We start from the raw sequence: 469 nt of genomic DNA, 5'->3' as shown, positions 1-469 counted from the left end.
GGGTAGTTCCAGGGGGAAATGATGACGACCACGCCCAGCGGGTCATAGCGCACCCACGAACGGCCCGGGAAGAACTGCAGGCGAGTGCGGACCGGCTGATCCTTGTGCCACTTCTTGAGGTTTCGGCGGGTGTGTTTGAGTTCGGTGATCACCGGATAGATTTCGGTCATCGTGGCCTCGAACGGGGACTTGCCCAGGTCCTGTCCCAACGCGATCTGCCAGTGCTCGCGGTGGTTGAGCAGCATGGCTTCCAGCGCGTTGAGTTGGTCACGGCGCCATTCCAGGCAACGGGTCCGCCCGGTACGGAAGGTACTGCGGAGTCCGGCCACAACGTCAACGTTCATGGATTCAGGCTACGGGTGATCCCTGACAGGCATAGCAGAACCCCGATTGTGGGGAGTACGGATCCCGCGTGGCACAGTAGAAAGATGTCCGAGCAGATTCCCGATGATCACGACATCCCCTGGGC

Annotated in this window: 1 protein-coding gene; it reads right to left on the bottom strand. The window is 61.0% G+C overall.

Features of this window, described 5'->3' with window-relative positions; translation table 11 throughout:
- Positions 1–344: aldehyde dehydrogenase family protein (locus tag AADR41_RS42325; RefSeq protein WP_342287804.1), on the bottom strand; the 344-nt coding region annotated here is incomplete at its 3' end.
- Positions 345–469 lie beyond the last annotated feature (125 nt).

This window comes from Streptomyces sp. CLV115 (genome assembly GCF_038448545.1).
Taxonomy (GTDB): domain Bacteria; phylum Actinomycetota; class Actinomycetes; order Streptomycetales; family Streptomycetaceae; genus Streptomyces; species Streptomyces sanglieri.
This window is presented reverse-complemented; position numbering and strand designations above follow the sequence as displayed.